At 69.2% G+C, this 17,418-nt stretch carries 14 protein-coding genes; 11 read left to right on the top strand and 3 right to left on the bottom strand.

The features are described from left to right. Window positions 1–87 precede the first annotated feature (87 nt). Window positions 88–885, top strand: coding sequence for a sensor histidine kinase (locus HDA40_RS13430; RefSeq protein WP_253763622.1), 798 nt, complete (start codon window positions 88–90; stop codon window positions 883–885). Next, complete coding sequence (locus tag HDA40_RS13435; RefSeq protein WP_253755531.1) at window positions 882–1,601, top strand: response regulator; 720 nt, start codon at window positions 882–884, stop codon at window positions 1,599–1,601. The genes HDA40_RS13430 and HDA40_RS13435 overlap by 4 nt, the downstream gene beginning before the upstream one ends. A 17-nt stretch (window positions 1,602–1,618) precedes the next feature. On the opposite strand, the gene HDA40_RS13440 is transcribed toward HDA40_RS13435, so the two are convergent. Further along, window positions 1,619–2,452, bottom strand: a complete 834-nt coding sequence (locus tag HDA40_RS13440) for a LysR family transcriptional regulator (protein ID WP_253755533.1) — start codon at window positions 2,450–2,452, stop codon at window positions 1,619–1,621. Window positions 2,453–2,524: 72 nt separating this feature from the next. Between HDA40_RS13440 and HDA40_RS13445 the strand changes: the two genes are divergently transcribed. Genes HDA40_RS13445 through HDA40_RS13455 form a run of 3 tightly spaced genes read left to right on the top strand, consistent with a single transcriptional unit; the run spans window position 2,525 to window position 5,321 of the window. Further along, a complete protein-coding gene (locus HDA40_RS13445) occupies window positions 2,525–3,379 on the top strand; it encodes a PhzF family phenazine biosynthesis protein (protein ID WP_253755535.1) in 855 nt (284 codons plus the stop codon). Continuing rightward, entirely contained in the window at window positions 3,376–4,377 is a 1,002-nt protein-coding gene (locus HDA40_RS13450) for an ornithine cyclodeaminase family protein (protein ID WP_253755537.1), read from the top strand. Before HDA40_RS13445 ends, HDA40_RS13450 begins: the two co-directional genes overlap by 4 nt. Beyond that, window positions 4,374–5,321, top strand: a complete 948-nt coding sequence (locus tag HDA40_RS13455; RefSeq protein WP_253755539.1) for an antibiotic biosynthesis monooxygenase family protein — start codon at window positions 4,374–4,376, stop codon at window positions 5,319–5,321. Before HDA40_RS13450 ends, HDA40_RS13455 begins: the two co-directional genes overlap by 4 nt. A gap of 72 nt (window positions 5,322–5,393) precedes the next feature. Here HDA40_RS13455 and HDA40_RS13460 read toward each other — a convergent pair whose 3' ends face one another. Together HDA40_RS13460 and HDA40_RS13465 are read right to left on the bottom strand one after the other, a co-directional pair. Beyond that, window positions 5,394–8,234 (bottom strand): right-handed parallel beta-helix repeat-containing protein, encoded by a 2,841-nt coding sequence (locus tag HDA40_RS13460; protein ID WP_253755541.1) that lies wholly within the window; start codon window positions 8,232–8,234, stop codon window positions 5,394–5,396. Window positions 8,235–8,238: 4 nt separating this feature from the next. Beyond that, window positions 8,239–9,435, bottom strand: coding sequence for a hypothetical protein (locus HDA40_RS13465; RefSeq protein ID WP_253755543.1), 1,197 nt, complete (start codon window positions 9,433–9,435; stop codon window positions 8,239–8,241). Between the two features lie 538 nt (window positions 9,436–9,973). Here HDA40_RS13465 and HDA40_RS13470 point away from each other — a divergent pair. The 6 genes from HDA40_RS13470 to HDA40_RS13495 all read left to right on the top strand — a co-directional run bounded on the left by HDA40_RS13470 (window position 9,974) and on the right by HDA40_RS13495 (window position 17,370). Further along, window positions 9,974–10,912 carry a homocysteine S-methyltransferase family protein gene (locus tag HDA40_RS13470; protein WP_253755545.1) on the top strand — a complete coding sequence of 313 codons (939 nt, stop codon included), beginning with the start codon at window positions 9,974–9,976 and terminating at the stop codon, window positions 10,910–10,912. Between the two features lie 260 nt (window positions 10,913–11,172). Further along, window positions 11,173–12,165 carry an LLM class flavin-dependent oxidoreductase gene (locus HDA40_RS13475; RefSeq protein ID WP_253755547.1) on the top strand — a complete coding sequence of 331 codons (993 nt, stop codon included), beginning with the start codon at window positions 11,173–11,175 and terminating at the stop codon, window positions 12,163–12,165. Window positions 12,166–12,363: 198 nt separating this feature from the next. Then, a complete protein-coding gene (locus tag HDA40_RS13480) occupies window positions 12,364–13,212 on the top strand; it encodes a hypothetical protein (protein WP_253755549.1) in 849 nt (282 codons plus the stop codon). Window positions 13,213–13,326: 114 nt separating this feature from the next. Further along, window positions 13,327–15,810, top strand: a complete 2,484-nt coding sequence (locus HDA40_RS13485) for an ATP-dependent Clp protease ATP-binding subunit (RefSeq protein WP_253763623.1) — start codon at window positions 13,327–13,329, stop codon at window positions 15,808–15,810. A gap of 136 nt (window positions 15,811–15,946) precedes the next feature. Further along, on the top strand, window positions 15,947–16,510 hold the full coding sequence (locus HDA40_RS13490) for an RNA polymerase sigma factor (RefSeq protein WP_253755551.1): 564 nt from the start codon (window positions 15,947–15,949) through the stop codon (window positions 16,508–16,510). Further along, entirely contained in the window at window positions 16,507–17,370 is an 864-nt protein-coding gene (locus HDA40_RS13495) for a cupin domain-containing protein (RefSeq protein ID WP_253755554.1), read from the top strand. Before HDA40_RS13490 ends, HDA40_RS13495 begins: the two co-directional genes overlap by 4 nt. Window positions 17,371–17,418 lie beyond the last annotated feature (48 nt).

The following is a 17,418-nucleotide window of genomic DNA, read 5'->3' on the forward strand; positions in this document are numbered from 1 at the left end:
ACACCGCGAAGGATGCCGCGCCCGCCCGGGTTCTGCGACAGTGGTGGCGTGCAGACCGCAACGTTATGGCTCGTTGTCGCCCTCGCGGTGGCCGTCGCGGCCGCCGCATGGCTAGGCGCAGCCCTGCGGTACGCACATCGCCGCCACCGCCGCGCGCTGGAGGAACGGGGCTGGCTCCTCGAACGCGAACGCGAGAGCGCAGCGCGCACCGCCGTCGACGACGAACGGGCCCGGATCGCCCGCGAACTCCACGACATCGTCAGCCACAACGTCAGCCTCATGATCGTCCAGGCGTCGGCGGCCCGCGAGGTACTCGCGGCCCAACCGGAAGAGGCCGCACTGGCACTGTCGGCCGTCGAACGGGCGGGCCGGGACACCATGACCGAGCTGCGACACCTCCTCGGGCTGCTGGCCCCGTCGGCCGACGGCGACGACGAGGACAGCGGCGACCACAGCGGCCTGGCGCCACAACCCAGCCTGCGCCGCCTCAGCCCGCTCATCGACCGCATCGCGTTCGCCGGCCTGCCCGTGGACGTACGCATCTCAGGCGAGCCGAGACCACTGCCGGCCGGGATCGACGTCACCGCGTACCGCATCGTCCAGGAGGCCCTCACGAACGCGTTGAAGCACGGCACCGGCGGGAAGGCGGAGGTGACGATCCGCTACGCCCAGCGCTCCGTACGCATCGAGGTGCTCAACACCGGCCCGAGCGTGCTGACCGGCAACCCGACCGGCAACCGGGCGACGGGCGGCGGTGAGGGTGCCGGGCGCGGCCTGCTCGGTCTCCGGCAGCGTGTCGCCGTCTACGGCGGAGACCTCGACGCACGACGCCGGCTCGGCGGCGGATACCGCGTCCGCGCCCGCATCCCGGTGGACCCCGGATGACGACACCGGGGGATCCGGCGTACGCCGCGGAGCCGACTCCGCCACCCAGCGTCCTCATCGTGGACGACCAGGAGCTGATCCGCACCGGCTTCCGGCTCATCTTGACCGCCCGAGGCATCGACGTGGTCGGCGAAGCCGCCGACGGAGCCGACGCGGTGGCGGCCGAACGGCGACTCCGCCCAGACGTCGTGCTCATGGACATCCGGATGCCGGTCATGGACGGACTCGAAGCCACCCGGCGCATCCTCGAATACAACCCCCGCTGCCGCGTCCTCATGCTCACCACGTTCGACCTCGACCGATACGTGTACGCCGCCTTGGCCATCGGCGCCAGCGGCTTCCTCCTCAAAGACGTCACCGCCGACCATCTCGCGAAGGCGGTACGGCTGGTCGACACCGGCGACGCGCTCCTAGCCCCCTCGATCACCCGCCGGCTCGTCCAGCGCTTCGCCGCCAGCGAGCAGCACGTCGGCGAACGCAAACCGCCGCCCGCCGCCCACCTCGACCTCTCCGCGCTCACCCCGCGGGAGTTGGAGGTGCTGACACTCCTCGGCCGCGGCCTGTCCAACACCGAACTGGCTCACCAGCTGACCCTCAGCGAAGCGACGGTCAAGACACATGTCGCGCGAATCTTCGCCAAGCTCGAGCTACGCGGCCGAGCCCAAGCAGTGGTGCTCGCCTACGAGACCGGCCTGGTCAGCCCCGGCGACCCGTAGGTCCCGATTCGGCGCGGTCAGACAAGGCTGCGAAGGACGGCCTCGACGGCGTCGATGAGGAGGTCGCCCTCGGTGCCTGACCTGCGGACAAGGCCCAGCTCGACATCGGGCAGGTCCGGCAGTCCCGCGACCGCCGTGCCGGGGTCCAGGTTGACCGGGAGGAGCGCGGCGACCCCCAGCCCGGCCCGAACGGCGGCTTTGACGCCGGCGAGGCTCGTGCTCTCGAAAGCGATACGCCAGGTGCGGTCTGCGGCCTCGATCGCATCGAGCAGGAGTGGGCGCCAATTGCAGGGCTGGGAGAACAGGACCAGCGGAAGCGGGTCGACGGTGAGGTCGACGCCGGGTCCGGCCGCCCAGGCCAAAGGTAACCGGACCGTCCAGCGTGGCGGTTCCGGAAGGTGCACCGGGTCGCAGAGAGCCAGTTGTACGCGACCGGTCGCGAACGCGTCGCGCATAGCGGGGCCGGGGGCGCTGACGAGTTCGAGGGTCGCGCCGGGATGGATCCGACCGAAGTCGGCGAGTGCTTGCGGCAACGGCGCCGCGGCGAGGTCTTCGATCAACCCGACTCCACAGTGCCCGGTCAGAGCCTGGCGCGGTGCCTGCAGCGCTTGGGCGGACAACGCCAAGATCCGCTCGGCGTACGGCAGTAGCGTCTCGCCGGCCCGAGTGAGCGCCACGCCGGTCGCGGAGCGGTGTAGCAGCGGCTCGCCGACCAGCCGTTCGAGCTTGCGCAGCTGCTGGCTCAACGCAGGCTGGCTGTGTCCGAGCGAAGCCGCCGCCCGGCTGATACTGCGTGCCCGAGCGGCGGTCAGAAAGGCGCGCAACAGCCCGGTTTCCAGATCGTGAGCCATAAGCAAAACCTATAGCCGGTAACCTGAACCGCCTAGTTCCCATGAACTACGCTCCCGCTTACTGTCGTTATCGTGCGATATCACCACGTCGACGTCTTCACCACCCAGCCGTACAGCGGCAACAGCCTCGCGGTGTTTCCCGACGCCGGGGCGCTCCGTGGGCGGCAGATGGCCCACATCACCAGGGAACTGCGGCACTTCGAATCGATCTTCCTGACGCAGGACGGCCCGGTCTGGTCGGCCCGAGTCTTCGACCTTCTGGACGAGCTGGACTTCGCCGGGCACCCCGTCATCGGCGCAGCCGGGGTGCTCCATGCGCTGCACAGCACCGCGGACGAACAGACGTGGACGTTGAGGCTGAAGGCTCGCACCGTTCGCGTGACGACCCGCAGGCACGAACCCGGCCGATACGCCGGTCGCCTCGACCAGGGGTCGGCATCGTTCCTCGGCCGCCCTGAGGTGGCTGGCATCCTCTCGTCCTTCTCGCTGCATCCGGACGACCTCACCCCCGGCCTTCCCCCGGAGGTCGTGTCCACCGGCCTGCGCTACCTCGTGCTGCCGATCCGTGGCGAGGCCCTGAGCCGCGCCCGGATCATCGCTGATCTCACCGAGCCGTTGGCCGCCGTCGGTGCGCAGTTCGCGTACCTGCTCGACGTGGCGGCGATGGAAGGACGGCACTGGAACAACGACGGCGTCGTGGAGGACGTGGCGACCGGCAGCGGCGCGGGTTGTGCCGCCGCCTTCCTGCGTCGCCACGGACGAATCGGCGACGGCGAGCCGACCACCCTGAGCCAGGGCCGTTTCACCGGCCGCCCCAGCACGATGACGATCGCGGCGCACGGCCAGGGCGAAGACATCGAATCGGTCGAAGTCGGCGGCGATGTCGTCCTGATCGGCGAGGGCAGTCTGCGAGAGCTGCCCCAATGACACTCCAGCACTACGGCCCGGACGCGATTCGAGCCGCCGTCGGATTCGAAGACGTCATCGAGCCGGTGTCGGCCGCACTGGTCGATTTCAGCGCCGGGCTCGGCGATTCACCGGTGACGGTGTTCGCCCCGGCCGGCCCGGACGGCGACGTCCATGTCAAGTCCGCATGGCTACCCGGGCGTGGCATCTTCACGGTCAAAGTCGCCACGTGGTTCGCCGAACGAGCGCGCCGCGGCAGTGCGGCAGGAGCCGGGATCATCGCGGCTTTCGACGCCGCCACCGGGGATCTGCAGGCACTGCTGGAAGACGAACATCATCTGTCCGATATTCGTACTGCCGCCACCGGCGCCCTGGCCGCCCGAACGCTCGCCCGTCCCGACGCCGCCGTGCTGGGTGTCCTCGGCACCGGAACACAGGCGTACCTGCAGGTGCTGGCGGCCGCGGCCGAGCGGCCCGTCAGAGAGGTCCGCGTCTGGGGCCGCCGCCCCCACCGGGCCTCGAAGCTTGTCGCGGCCTTGTACCGCCGGCGCCCTGATCTGCGGGTCGCCACGGTGCCCGACCCGAGATCAGCCTGTGCCGGGGTCGATCTGCTGGTCACCGCAACCGCCAGCACACAGCCGCTGGTACACGGGCACTGGCTCACCCCGGGCGTGCACATCACGGCAGTCGGAGCCGACGGTCCGGCCAAAGTGGAGTTGACCGCCGGATGCCTCCAGCGCGCCGACCGGCTGGTCGTCGACAGCCGTGCGCTCGCCGCGATCTACGGCGACCTCGCTCAGGCCAAGCTCGGCGCGAACGACCTGGACGAGTTGGGCGAACTTCTGTCCGGGGCGCCATCCGGACGACGGCACGCCGACGAGATCACCATCTGCAAGCTGGTCGGCCTGGGCGTCCAGGACCTTGCCGCTGCCGAGGTGACCCTCGCCCGCCTACGCGACAACCCCAGGACCGGAACACGACCCGCCAGTGCCCGAGACCTCCAAGGAGATGCCTCATGACAATCGCACGGACATGGTCGGGCTCAGTCCCGGCCGACCAAGGCGACGCCTTTCACGAACACCTGCTGGCGACCGGCGTGGCCGAGGCCGAGGCAACCCATGGATTCCAGGACGCCACGGTCCTGCGCCGCGACGAGAAGGACCGGGCGCACTTCACCTTGATCACCTATTGGGCCGACGTCGCGGCCTCGCATCGGTTCGCGGACGCCGACGACGACACGGCCCGGCTCTATCCCGGGGACGAACGCTTCGGCCTGGAACCGGACAGCGAGGTGAACCACCATCGGGTCGTGCGTTCCCAGACATTGGGCGAGGTCCGGCGCGCCTATGTCCGTGCCGCACAGACCTCCGCATCGCTGCTGGCCCATCCGGCCATCGCCGCCGCCTGGGACGAGCCCAGCGCAGTGAAGCTGCACTCGGTCGCCGGTCTCGCCGGTCATCTAGCCGGCCAGATCTTCTTCGCCGAGAAGGCCATCGCCTGGGCGGAACCCGAGGACGACCCGATCTCCCTCGCCGATTACTACGACCGGGTGGACTGGATCAAGGAAGGCCCGGACAGCCCGACCCACCGTCGGATCCGGCAAGGATCGGCGCAGGCCGCCGAAGACGGTCCGGCTGCTCTAGCCGCCCGCGTCGAGGCCGCCGTCGCGCGGCTGCCTCAGCTGCTCACCGAGACGCCCACCCTCCGCCGCGTCCGGCTCCCCACCTGGCAGTGGGCGCTCACTCTGGACGACTTCTTGCGTACGCGGCTGGTCGAATTGGCCGTCCACCTCGACGACCTGGCGGTGAGCGTCGGCGTCGCGACCCCACGGTTGCCGACGGAGATCACCGATCCGGTCATCGACCTGTTGACCCGGCTGGCGGTCCGGAAGCACGGTCCCACCCCGGTGCTGCGTGCACTCTGCCGTGCCGAACGAGCTCCGGCAACCATCGCCGCCTTCTGAACACGAAGCGACCGGCCACATTGAACGCGTGAGCACCGAGGTCCGACCCCTGCCGAAGTTCTGATCCGGCGATCAGGAGACGGGCATCGCGCGCGCCCCGGCCTGGTCCTCCGGGGCTTCGAGCGCCAGCTTCAGCGCCGCTGCGACCGGATAGACCGGGCAGTACTTCGGGGCGTCCGACGGTGGCGGAGGCGCGTCCTTCGCTTCGAACGCCTCCCGTGCCCGGCCCAGCTCGGCCAGGAGGTCGGCCACCGACGGTTCTTTCGCCGGTTCGGGTGGTGCGACTGGCTCGGGCTCCGCCTCGGCCGTCGGCGCGGCGATGGAGACGCCGAGTGCCGCGGCGGCGGCGTGGAGACCGTCTTTGGGCATCGAGGCGGCCAGTGCCGCGAGGCGGCCGACGGCTTCGTGGGCGTACGCCGGGTCGACTGGAAGTGCCGGTAGTTCGAACCGGGTGCCGGTCTGCCCGCCGAACGGGGCGTCGAGCAGGGCGCGGTCCCGGTTCGCGGCGTCGACGAGGACGTTGCCGCCGTCGTAGATGTCCGCGTACAGGTTGGCGGCGAGCACGTTGCCGTCCAGGACGAGGTTCTGATTCGGCACGGTGGCGCGCACGGCGATGCTGTCGGCGAAAGCGAGCACGGTGGACTCGACTCGGACGACGCCCCGGCCGGAGATGTCCAGCAGGCACCCGCTCGTGGACTGCCCGGTCGAGGCCCGGCCGGTCGGGTCGGCGGCGAAGAGGACCGTGTTCGCGCGTACGCGCCAGGGCCCGGCCCCTGGTGCGCGGAGGCGGATTGCTGTGCCGCTCGTGTTGACGATGACGTTGTTCTCGAACGTCCCGTACGCCGCGCTGAGCTGCACCGCGCAGTACGCCGCGTTGGCGAAGACGCAGTTGCGCACGGTGATGCCGCCGTTGCCGCCGCGCAGGTCGAGCAGCGCCGCCGATTGCGAGTTGCCGACGTCGAGCGCGCCGTCGTCGCCGTACGCGTTGTAGGTCGAGCCGTCGAACACGAACCCGTCGACGATGAGGCCCTCGCCGGAGTCCTCGACGGTCAGCACCGGATCGCCGAAGACGCCCTTGGCTTTGGTCTCCGGGGTGAGGACGAAGCGCACGGGATGACGCCAAGGATCGCGTACGCCGAACTCGGCGTCCCAGCCGCCCAGCAGGGTCAGGTTGGGTACCGGGATACGCCAGGTGCCCGACCGCAGGCGGCCGGTGTAGTCGCCCTCGGCGACGAGGATGCGGTCGCCTTCGGCGGCTTTCTCCAGCGCTTGGAACAGATCGCGGAACGGTGTCTCGCGTCCGCCGTCGCCGCCCGACGATCCGGCGCGCACGAACCAGTCTCGGCCGGTGGGACGCTGCGCCGTCGAGGGTTGGATGTCGATCACCGGTGCGATGGCGTCGAGGACGATCGTGACCGTCTGTCTTCCGCCGGGCGTCACATCGGTCCGATAGGTGCCGCGCAGCAGGTAGGTCGACTCGACGTCCAGTCCACGTGGATACCGGATGGCGTCCTCGGTCTGGTGGTGGACCCGCCCGTAGCGTGGGGCGAGCGCCCACCACGGCGTGTTGTCGGTGCCAGGCTCGTAGACAGCGACGCCGACGTGTGTCTCCGCGAGTTCGGGGATGATCTGCGTGTTCTGGTCGAAGCCCACGCCGGCCCGCACTTCGACGGCCACACCGTGGAGGCCCGGATCGGCCTGGTAGAGCTGCGCCCACTCGACAGGCTGATAGGTCCGGCCTGCCGCGAGCGGGGTGAAGGGCTCTGCGCCAGGCAGTTCGGCCGGGTGGCTGCCCTGCGGGGCGCCGACGCCGATCGCGAGCACCTCCGCCGTAGTGAGCAACCACATGAGCGGCCGATCGGCATCCGCGTCGACAGTGGACGGAAGTTCGCCGAGACCGGCGGCTTTCCGCAGCGCGTTCAGGGCAGCCAGCGGCGGGCGGGCGTAGGTCGCCGCCGTGTCCATGGTGTACGCGTCGAGCCATCCCGTCGGCAGGCCGGTCAGCGTCGGGTCGCCCACGATGTTCCCGGCGGCCGACCGGAGGCCGACGTCTTCCAGTTCTTCGGCGTACTCCTCGGTGACCTCGGCCTCGGCCCCGGAGACGCGGCTGCGGACGATGTCGCGCAGTGACGCGAAGAACAGGTTGCGGTCGACCGCGACCTGGCCGACGTCGCGAAGGCACGTGACGGCGGCGTTGCCGCACCCGACGAAGACGTTGTCGGCGACCGTCGCGGCGCCGCTGACCCGTACGCCGATGGCGCGGTCGCCGCCCGACCCGCGTGGCGGGTCGGTGTTGTCGTGGGCGAAGCAGAACGTGTTGTGGTGGACCACAGTCGGTGCGTCGGCGTCGCTGTCGCGGACGGTGAGCAGACTCAGGCCGAGGAAGTTGACGACCAGGTTGTTCTCGAACACCCCGGCGTCGCCGCCGATCTCGACCGCGCCCGCGCTGCCATTGGCGAACACGCAGTTGCGCACGGTGATCCGTTCGCCGCGCAGGCTGACGATCGGCCCGTCCCCATAGGGCGTCCGAAGCAGGCCACCCTTGTCGTCGTACTCGTTGCGCCCGGCCGCGTCGAAGAACAGCCCGTCCAGGACGAGCCCGTCGTGGTCGCCCATGCCCTGCAGCATGTTCGACTCATGCGGGACGCGCAGCCCGGTCCGGGCGGCGAGGATCGTCGGCGTACGCCATGGAGCGCGCGTGGCGAAGTCCGGGCTGTAGCCGCCGAGCACGGTCAGGTCGGGGCAGTCGACGGACCACGAGGATCGCTCGCCGCGACCGGTGTAGGTGCCCGCCGCGAGATGGATGCGGTCGCCAGGAGCCGCTGCCCGCAGGGCAAGCCACAGATCGTGGAAGGGCTGCTCCCGGCTGCCGTCTCCGGCGACGTCCACGGAGGCTACGAAGAAGTCCGTCATCGGGCTACCTCTTCACCTCGTCGTCGGCTGCCTTCGTCTTCTCGAAGAGCATGGTCCAGCCGGCCCGGATCGTGACCGTCGCCAGGTCCACCATGGCTTTGGCGGTCTGCTTGTAGTCTCCGTCGGCCAGCTCCGCCGCGTAGTCCGCTTCGTTGTCGAGCAGGTCCTCCAACGACTCGAAGGTGCTCTTCAGCTCGTCGGTGAACTTCTCCAACGTCGCCGGATCGTCGGTCAGCTGGGCGAACGCCTTGGTGCTCTCCTCGATGAACGTCGGGTACAGCTCGTCATAGAGCTTGCGGGACTGCTCCTTGGCCGCCTCCGCGCGCGTGTCGAGCCCTCGGTCGAGGACGTTCTCCTTGACCCATTCCCAGTCGGTCGCCTTGTAGTCACCGGTCTGGCCGACGCCCCGCCAACTCGCCGCGGCCTCGGCTCCGCGCGCGAAGAGCTTGTCGATCCATTCCTCGTCGAGCTGCTCCCTAGCACTCGTGAGCAGGTTGATGTTCTTGAGTACGGTCTCCTTCGCGGCGCGCTTCTGCTTGGCGGCTTCGAAGTTCTCCCCAGCGAGCTTCTCGAACGCCTGGATCGCTTCGGTGGCCGCAGCCTTGGTGGCGGGGTCCTTCATGAAGAGGACGAACAACCGCGCGACGCCGGTGGGGAGTTGGACGTACTTGCCGAGCAGGGCCTTGGCCTTGTCGGTGATGGTGGCGAAGTTCTTGACGAGGATCGCCTCGACGATCTGGTCGCTGCTCCGCGCCTGCTTGAGGTCTTCCTCGGCCTGCTTGATGATCGCGAGGTCGGTCTCCAGGACCTTGCTCATCAGGGTGGCGGCGTCGGGGACGTCGAGCCGGGCCACCTGCTCCCAGATCTTGCGCTCGCCGGCGAGGAAGTCGCGTGGGCCGACAGCCGCCATCCGCTCGTCGGCCGACATCGCGTTGGCCTGGCTGTCCTCCAGGATGGAGGTCAGGTCCTCCTCGAGCCGCTCCAGCAGGGCCTTGGCCTGCTCGCAGTTGGTGGCCCAGCGGTCGCGCAAGCCGTCGTAACCGGGGGTCTCCAGCTTGTCGAGCATCTCCTCGAACAGCTTCTCCCGATCGGTGTCGAAGCGGTCGAGCAGATCCATGACTCGATCGAGGATCGACTCCTCGAATCCTGTGGCGCGCATCCGCTGCTCCACCAGCTCGCGCACATCATCGACGTCTTCCACCGGTCAACCTCCCGCTTCCCCCCGTCCGGTACGCGGGGCGGCCGGGCCAAGAACCGGTACGCGGCGCGACCGGGCAGCAACTCGGATATAACACCGCTTCGATCGTAGGAAGCACGGTCGCCGCTGACGGTCGCAAATCAGCGCGAACGGCGTCACGAACCTGACGTCACCGATGATCGCCGGCGACGTCGTCGCGGACGCGGCGGAACTCGCCTGTCCACCAATAGGCCCCGGTCCGCTCGGCGAAGGCGAGCCGATCGTCGATGTGCACGCGCTCGCCACCGTCCACTGTGGTGACGAGTGGCCTTGGGCTCCAGCCGCCGGGTGACGGCTCCGCGACGCAGTTCGTGCGCAGCGACCAGCACCTGCCAGCCGTCGACGAGCAGAGTCACGTCCCGCATCCGTAGGAACTCCGTAGGAAATGCATCGGCCGCCCGTCGAGACTGCGGCGGGCGAGAGAGACGAGCATGGCAGCCAAGGCGAAGTCGTGTCATCCCACGGACGACTGCGCGAACCTGACCGGCAAGGGGAAACGTTCATGGCGATGTACCGCGACCACCTCCCGACGCTCGACGGCGGCACCTTTCTCACCGACGCCGGACTCGAGACCGACCTGATCTTCAACCACGGTGTTCCGATCCCCGAATTCGCGGCGCACACCCTGCTGCCCGACCCGTCCGGACGAGCCGCGCTCACCCGCTACCTCGAAGGCTTCCTCACGCTCGCCCGGGACACGGGGTCGGGGTTCGTCCTGGACACGCAGACCTGGAAGGCGCACCCTCATTGGGCCGAGGATCTCGGCCAGAGCCGCGACGAACTCCGGGCGGCGAACGTCGCCGCGGTCGACTTCGCGCTCGGGCTGCGCGACAAGTTCGCCGGGAACACCGGGCCGATCCTGATCAACGGGCTGATCGGGCCGCGCGGCGACGCGTACGCGCCCGACGACATCATCCCGGCCTCGGCTGCGCAGGCGTACCACGGCGAACAGATCGGGTGGCTGGCCGAGACCGACGCCGACATGGTGACCGCCTTGACCTTCACCCAGTCGTCCGAGGCGATCGGCGCGGTCCGCGCGGCCGTTGCGGTCGGCCTGCCGATCGTGGTCTCGTTCACCCTGGAGACCGACGGCTGCCTGCCGACCGGTCAGCCGCTCGGCGAGGCGATCGCCGAGGTCGACGCGGCCACCGACGGCGCGGCCGCCTATTTCATGGTCAACTGCGCCCACCCCGATCACTTCCCGGCCGGCCTCGGCGACCTCGACAACTCTCACCGCATCCGAGGGCTGCGCTGCAACGCGTCCCGGGCGAGTCACGCCGAGCTGGACGCCGCCGAGACCCTCGACGACGGCGATCCCCAGGACTTCGCCCAGGGCTACCAGGCGCTGCGCGGCGTACTCCCGTCGCTCACCGTGTTCGGCGGCTGCTGCGGCTCAGACCTGCGCCACGTCACCGCGGTCGCCCGCCTGCTCCAGAGCTAAGGGATCGGGCACCGGCGCAAGCTGGAAGTCAGCTCGCGGGCACAGATCGCCGCCTGGGTGACCGAGCAGCGGCTGCGCCGGCAGCCCTGACGTCTCGGTCGTTTCCCGGATACCCGGCACCGTGGGCGACCCGGTTAACCCCGCAAACCGGGCAGTGTGCCCCGTATTTCACTCGATGGCCCACGAGGGCGCGCAGGCCCTAGCCTCAAAGGTATGACATTTTGGGTCGAACTTCCCGCTCGCACGAAGGAGGAAGCGCGATGACGATCCGGCGCGGCGTGGGACTCACGCCGATGGAGACCCGACGCGAGGTGATCCTCGATGCCGCCGTGCTGGCGGAGGAACTCGGGTACGAGACGTTCGCGGTGCCCGAAGGCTGGGGCCTGGACTCGACACCCCTGGTCACCGAGATCGCGTTGCGTACCAACAGAATCCACCTCACGTCGGCCGTCCTGTCCATCTGGGGGCGTACGCCTGCCACCCTGGCGATGACCGCGGCCACCCTGCACCAGGTCAGCGGCGGCCGGTACGCGCTGGGCCTGGGCGCGAGCACCAAGGCGCTCGCGGAGGGATTCCACGACACGCCCTTCGAGCATCCGGCCGCGAAGCTGCGTGAGGTCGTGACGCAGGTACGCACGCTGCTCTCCGGCGAGCCCGCCGCCCTGCGCCGTGCCCCGCAGGCTCACTCGCTGCGGCTGAACCAGACGGCGGCGCCGGAGGTGCCCCTCTGGATCGGGGCCCTGGGGCCACAGACCACGCGAGTGGCGGCCGAACTCGGCGACGGCTGGATCCCGGCTCTCGCGGCCCGGGACGGTCTCGCCTCCTGGGCTGCCGCGCTCGCACGGGTACGCGAGCACCACGACCCCGGCCTGGCGCGGCTCACCGTCGCGAGCGGGCCGATCGCCGTGGCCGCCGAGGACCCCGGCCTGGCCCGCGACATCGCCGCCGCCTGCGCCGCCTGGTATCTGACGGCGATGGGCGACGTCTACGCCCGATCCGTCGCCGAGCAGGGTTACGCCGAACAGGTGAAGGAGATCATCGCCGCCAATCCACGCCCGAACCCGCGACGGGCCATGGTGCCGCCGTCCGCGCAGCCGGTCCTCGATCAGCTCGCCGTCTACGGTTCGAGCGAGCAGGTACGCGGCGACATCAAGCGCTGGGACGACGCCGTCGACATCGTCAGCATCCTGCTGCCACCCGGCCTACCCTGGCCGATCATGGAAGCCACGATCCGCGCGGCCGCCCCTCGATGAGGACGGGCTGAGTCGGTGCGACCGTCCATTGGCGACGAGGAAATGACCTGTACGCCCTGCGCGTAACTCCGGACGGCACCGTGGCGAACTCGGGTTATGCTCGGTTTGGGCAGTGCGCCTGCCCGAGCCCGACGGGACGCTCACGCCGCCCGTCACCCGAGGCCAAGAGGCTCCGACTCAGCGCGCCGAATGCCGTCGATGCTGCCCGCGTCGCTGTTCGGCGGGGAGCGTGAGCCCTCGCCGGAGGTTCTCATGGACGACAGTCAGCCCTCGAACGACGACCGGCACCGTCGACAGTCTGTCCCCGGCCGAGCCCGCAAACGTGCCATCCGGCTGCACGCGGCGTGCACCGGCGTCTCCTACACGATCGCGGCGCGCCGGTTGGCCGCTGGGACGACCACCGCCGACCAGGGCCGGACCCTCTATCCGGCCGACGCCGCGCGCTCTCGGCGTACGCTCGCCGAACGGGTCGCGGACGCGAGGCTGGCCGCCGACCTCCCCCACGGCCGCGCAGCTCACCTGGTCCAACGGTTCCCACCCCGCGACGGTGGCCCCGACGTCGGGACCCTCTACGGCGGGGCGGCGCGGCACGAACTGCTCCTCACGGCGTACAAGCTGGTCATCGACGAACGGCCGGACCTCGAACCGAGCGCGATCGATCTGGCCTGGCAGGCGGAGTCCGGTGACGAGACGGTGCTCGACGCCGCGTGCACGCGGCTGGACCGGGCCGTCCGCCTCCTGCTCGACGAGGGATTCGAGCGGCTCGCCGCCGCCGTGCCTGCCGCGCAGCTGGTGGAGGTTCGGATCGACGGCGCGCGGCAGACCCTGGACGCGCTGCTCGTGGCCGGCGGAAGCGGCCACGTCCCGGGGACTCGGGTCGTGATGTTGTCCGGTCGGCCCGCGACGATCGTCGGCGCGGTGTGGGAGCCGGCCGGGCCGCCGGTCGCCTACGCCGTCCGCCGGCACGGACTCGCCGGCGAGGTGCTCGACGACGTCCTCGCCCCACCTCAAGAGCTGCTCGTGCTGGCCGGCCAGGGCGCCGAGTAACCGCGCGGTTCACCTAGACCTCGGGCAGAGCGCCTGCCCGTGCCCCCGCCCGGCGGGGCCAAGAGGCTCCGACTCAGCGCCGTCCGATCAGCCGTCAGAAAGGCGTTGATGAGCATGTTCGAGAGGTTCACCGACGGGGCGCGTCGGGTGATGGTGCTGGCCCAGGAAGAAGCCAGGATGCTCAACCACGACAACGTCGGGACCGAGCACGTGCTGCTCGGCCTGATCCACGAAGGTGAGAGCGTCGGCGCGAAGGCGCTGGAGAAGCTGGGCATCTCGCTGGAAGGGGTCCGGCAGCAGGTCGAGGAGGTCCTCGGTCAAGGCCGGCAGGCCGTCGGCGGGCAGATCCCGTTCACCCCGCGTGCCAAGAAGGTGCTGGAGCTGAGCCTGCGGGAGGCGCTGCAGCTCGGCCACAACTACATCGGCCCCGAGCACATCCTGCTGGGACTGGTACGCGAGAAGGAAAGCATCGCGGCGCAGATCCTCGCGCGGATGGGGGCCGACCTCAACCGCGTACGCCAGCAGGTCATCCAGCTGCTGTCCGGTCAGGACGACGGTGCCGGGTCGGCGGCGACCTCCCAGGGCGAGTCGGCTCCATCGTCGAGTCTCGTGCTGGACCAGTTCGGTCGTAACCTGACCCAGTCGGCGCGGGAGGGCAAGCTCGACCCCGTGATCGGTCGGGGGAAGGAGATCGAGCGGGTCATGCAGGTGTTGTCCCGCCGGACGAAGAACAATCCTGTGCTGATCGGTGAGCCGGGCGTCGGTAAGACGACGGTGGTCGAGGGTCTGGCGCAGAAGATCGTCAAGGGCGAGGTGCCGGAGACGCTCAAGGACAAGCAGCTGTACACGCTGGACCTGGGCGCTCTGGTGGCCGGTTCCCGGTATCGCGGTGACTTCGAGGAGCGCCTGAAGAAGGTGGTCAAAGAAGTCCACACCCGGGCCGACATCATCTTGTTCATCGACGAGGTGCACACCTTGGTCGGCGCGGGCGCCGCCGAGGGCGCGATCGACGCGGCGAACATCCTCAAGCCGATGCTGACGGGCGGCCGGCTGCAGATCGTCGGCGCGACGACGCTGGACGAATACCGCAAGTCGTTCGAGAAGGACGGCGCTCTGGAGCGACGCTTCCAGCCCGTACGCGTCGACGAACCGTCGCTCGAGGTGGCGATTCAGATGCTGAAGGGGTTGCGGGATCGGTATGAGGCGCATCATCGGGTGACGATCACCGATGCGGCGTTGGTGGCGGCGGCGAATCTGGCCGATCGGTATATCTCTGACCGGTATCTGCCGGACAAGGCGATCGATTTGATCGATGAGGCGGGGGCGCGGATGCGTATCCGTCGGATGACTGCTCCGCCGGACCTGCGGGACTTCGATGAGAAGATCGCTCAGGTGCGTCGGGACAAGGAGTCGGCGATCGACGCGCAGGACTTCGAGCGGGCCGCGCAGCTGCGGGACAAGGAGAAGACGCTGCTGCAGCAGAAGGCTCAGCGGGAGAAGGAGTGGAAGGCCGGCGACCTCGATGTGGTGAGTGAGGTCGACGATGAGCAGATCGCTGAGGTGTTGGCGAACTGGACCGGTATTCCGGTGTACAAGCTGACCGAGGAGGAGACCGCTCGGCTGCTGCGGATGGAAGACGAGCTGCATAAGCGGGTCGTCGGTCAGATCGACGCGGTCAAGGCGGTGTCCAAGGCGATCCGGCGTACGCGGGCGGGTTTGAAGGACCCCAAGCGGCCCAGCGGCTCGTTCATCTTCGCCGGTCCGTCGGGTATCGGTAAGACGGAGCTGTCGAAGGCTCTGGCGGAGTTCCTGTTCGGGTCTGAGGATGCGCTGATCCAGCTGGACATGTCGGAGTTCCATGACCGGTACACGGTGTCGCGTCTGGTCGGCGCCCCGCCCGGATATGTGGGCTATGACGAGGGTGGTCAGCTGACGGAGAAGGTGCGCCGGCGGCCGTTCTCGGTGGTGTTGTTCGATGAGATCGAGAAGGCTCATCCGGATGTGTTCAACACGTTGCTGCAGATTCTGGAGGACGGTCGGCTGACCGATGGTCAGGGGCGCATCGTGGACTTCAAGAACACGGTGATCATCTTGACGACGAACTTGGGTACGCGGGATGTCGCCAAGGCGGTGTCGTTGGGGTTCGCGGCCAGTAATGATCTGGACTCGAACTATGAGCGGATGAAGCAGAAGGTCAACGACGAGCTGAAGAACCATTTCCGGCCGGAGTTCTTGAACCGTATTGATGACACGATCGTGTTCCACCAGCTCAGTGAGGACAACATCCTCGAGATCGTGGACATCATGATCAAGCGGATCGAGGCTCAGCTGCGTAACAAGGACATGACGCTGGAGTTGACCGGGAACGCGAAGCGGTGGCTGGCCAAGAAGGGTTGGGACCCGGTGATGGGTGCCCGTCCGCTGCGCCGGACCATTCAGCGGGAGATCGAGGACTCGCTGTCGGAGCGGATCCTGTTCAACGAGCTCAAGTCCGGGCAGAAGGTCGTCGTCGACTGCGAAGGCGACCCCGCCGACGAGAACTCCAAGCTCGTCTTCCGCGATGCCCGGCTGACAGAAGGGCTGATCTCGGCAAGCTGACGCAGCAGTGGGGTGTCCGGCTCGAGGTAGCCGGACACCCCACTTTTCTCCGAGGTCTGTCACCATCGGGCAGGATGATCAGACTTTTTTCGGTCGATCGTGAACCGATGGGCGATCTCGCTGCGATGTGGTTGGTGTGGCAGAAGAAACGGATCAGGCTCGGCGCGACGCCGCGCTGCTGATCGCCGTCGCCGGCGGCGACCGGGACGCCTTCGAGCTGCTCTACCGCCACTACGCGCCGTGGCTGACGCTGAAGCTGCGTCACCGCTGCTCGGATACCGCGCTGGTGGACGACGTCGTTCAGGAGACCTTCCTGAGCGTGTGGCGTACCGCGGACGGGTTCCGGCCGCAGGAAGGCGCGGATGTCAGCGGCTGGCTGTGGCGGATCTGCTCACGCCGCCTCGCCGATGCCGTACGCGGCAACAGCGCACGCCGACGCCTGACGCATCTGCTCCTCGGACTGCGCGGCGACGATGAGCGACGCGACTCGGCCGAGGATGAGGTGCTGACCGGCCTCGCACACGGCGACCTGGGCACGGCGCTGGAGAAGCTGCCACCGGAGTTACGCGATGTGCTGACCGCGACGGTGCTGGACGGCTTGACCACCCGGGAAGCGTCGGCGCGACTCGACATCCCCGAAGGCACGGTCAAGACTCGAGCGCTGCGGGCGCGGCGGCGGCTGACCGAGGAGCTCGCATGACCCACGACCCGCACCCCAACGCCGCCACGTCGAGTGATGCGGCCGCTCACCCCAGCGCCACCCTGCTGGCCGCGTACGCCGCCGGCACCTCGACCGCCGAGTCCTTTCAGACCGTCGATCAGCACGTGGACCGATGCGGCGTATGCCGTACCGCGCTCGGCCGATATGTGCCGCAGCAGTCCGTCGAGGCCGGGCTGAGCCGGGTGCTGGACGCCCTCGACGCGCCGCGGCGCAGCTTCGCCGAACGGATGGTCATCCGGATCGGCGTACCGGAACACATGGCACGCCTGGCGTTGGCGACGCCGTTGCTCCGGCGCTCGTGGCTGCTCTCGTCGGCCTTCACGTTGCTGCTCATGGTTTTCGCGGCACGACTGTCGGCCGGCGATTCGGGGCCGGTGCTGCTGCTCGCCGCCGCGCCACTGATCCCGCTGGCCGGGGTCGCCCTGTCCTATGGCCCGTCGGTCGACCCGATGTACGAACTGGGCCTGGTGTTGCCCCTGCACAGCCTGCGCCTGATCCTGTTCCGCAGCGTCACCGTGCTCGTCGCCAGCACCGCGCTCACCAGCCTGATGACGTTCGCCTTCCCCGCTCAGGGCATCGCGCTGTTCGGCTGGCTCGTGCCTTCGCTCGCGGTGACACTCGTCCTGCTGTCGCTGTCGGCGCACCTGAATCCGATGACCGCCGCGTGGACGACGGGTGCGGGCTGGCTGGCCGTCGTAGTCGTCGCCAGCAGCGGCGGCGATTCGTTGGTGCTCACCGTCGTCGGCCAGGTCGCTCTGCTCGCCGCCGCCGGGGCCGCCGCCGGCTACCTCGCCTGGCGTCGCGACGCCTTCGAACGACTGCTCTCCCGTCCCGCCTGATCACGCATCTCTGAGTCCCTTCGTTCAAGAGAGCGTCTCTGAGTCCCT

Source organism: Hamadaea flava (assembly GCF_024172085.1).
Taxonomy (GTDB): domain Bacteria; phylum Actinomycetota; class Actinomycetes; order Mycobacteriales; family Micromonosporaceae; genus Hamadaea; species Hamadaea flava.